Origin of the sequence: Micromonospora sp. NPDC023814 (assembly GCF_040639595.1) — a bacterium.
Taxonomy (GTDB): domain Bacteria; phylum Actinomycetota; class Actinomycetes; order Mycobacteriales; family Micromonosporaceae; genus Micromonospora.
Genome location: NZ_JBFAAF010000252.1, coordinates 1 through 1,211 on the forward strand (window position 1 = coordinate 1; position 1,211 = coordinate 1,211).

Here is a 1,211-nt window from a genome sequence, read left to right on the forward strand (position 1 = left end):
CCTTTGTCTGGACCAAAACCGCCGACCAGATCCTCGATAATCTCGCCAACTACTGCACCCGGATCAATAAAGCTTCCAACGACTCAGGACACTAGGGGCGGAAACGCGTCGCCGGGTTCACCCGTTCACCCGTTCACCGGGGCGAGGGGCGGCCCGGCTCCGCGCCACCGCCGGGCGCCGCGCCGCTGCGGCGCACCGCCTCCGCGACCGCCTCCGGCGTACGGCCCACGAGCGCGCTCCCGTCGTCGAGCAGCAGCAGGGGCCGCTGGATCAGCTCCGGGGCGGCGACCATCGCGTCGATCCAGCGCGTCTCGGCTGCCTCGTCCTGCGGCCAGTCGGCCATGCCCAGGGCGACCGCGGCGGGCTCCTGCGTCCGGCAGACGTCCCAGGGGCGCGCGCCGAGCCGGCGCAGCACCTCGGTCAACTCCGCCGCGCTCGGCGGCCGGTCCAGGTACGGGCGCACCCCGTAACCCACACCGGCCTCGTCGAGGGCGGACCGGGCGGCGGCGCACTTCGAGCAGGACGGGTTGTTCCAGATCTCCATGCCGTCATGGTCGCAGCAGTCCCGTTTCCGGCCGGCGGCGGGCGCGGCAGGTGGTCGTTACGGGCTGTGCCTGCGTTGGGATTGACCGGCGATGTCGCAGACGGGTCCGGTCGACAACGCCAGGCGGATCGTCACCCGACACGCCTCGCCGACCAGATCGGGGCCGGAGAGCCGGACGACGTCGCAGACGATCCAGGTCGGAGTACCGCTGCCTGGCCCTGTCGAGCTGCCCTCACAGATGGGGCACAGCGTGCCGGGGCAGGCGGCCGGGGCCCGGTGTGACGAATGGTGCGACAGACGCGGACCACGTGCCGTCGCGCCGGCGACCGAACCTCGTCTGACGAGTGGTCCCACAGACGGGGCAGCTCGACAGGGGCCACAAGCCCCCGACCCACCGGACCTGTCGAAGCGGGCGACCGGTCGCGACCTCGCAGCCGACGCACACAGGGTGCCGCACCCCATGAATCCCACCATGACGGCTGCCGGGTGGATGCCTGCCTGCGCCGGGTGTCCGGTTCGGCGACGGCACCAGGGTGTGGCCTGGGCGCCGTGCCGGGTTCGTGGTGGGTTGCGGTGGCGGGGGCCACCGGCCCGGCGGGCATGGGTCGGGGGGCCGGGGCGTTGTAACCATCGTGAGCGCGTGCCCCCCGGACCGTTTCGGCGGCCC

1 protein-coding gene is annotated in these 1,211 nt (G+C 73.0%); it reads right to left on the bottom strand.

What is annotated here, in order from left to right; all coding sequences use genetic code 11:
* Positions 1–133 precede the first annotated feature (133 nt).
* Positions 134–544 (bottom strand): ArsC/Spx/MgsR family protein, encoded by a 411-nt coding sequence (locus AB0G14_RS35825; protein ID WP_357705268.1) that lies wholly within the window; start codon positions 542–544, stop codon positions 134–136.
* Positions 545–1,211 lie beyond the last annotated feature (667 nt).

Excerpts from the sequence above, each read along its gene's own strand:
- AB0G14_RS35825 (WP_357705268.1), bottom strand. The coding sequence starts at position 544 with ATGGAGATCTGGAACAACCCGTCCTGCTCGAAGTGCGCCGCCGCCCGG.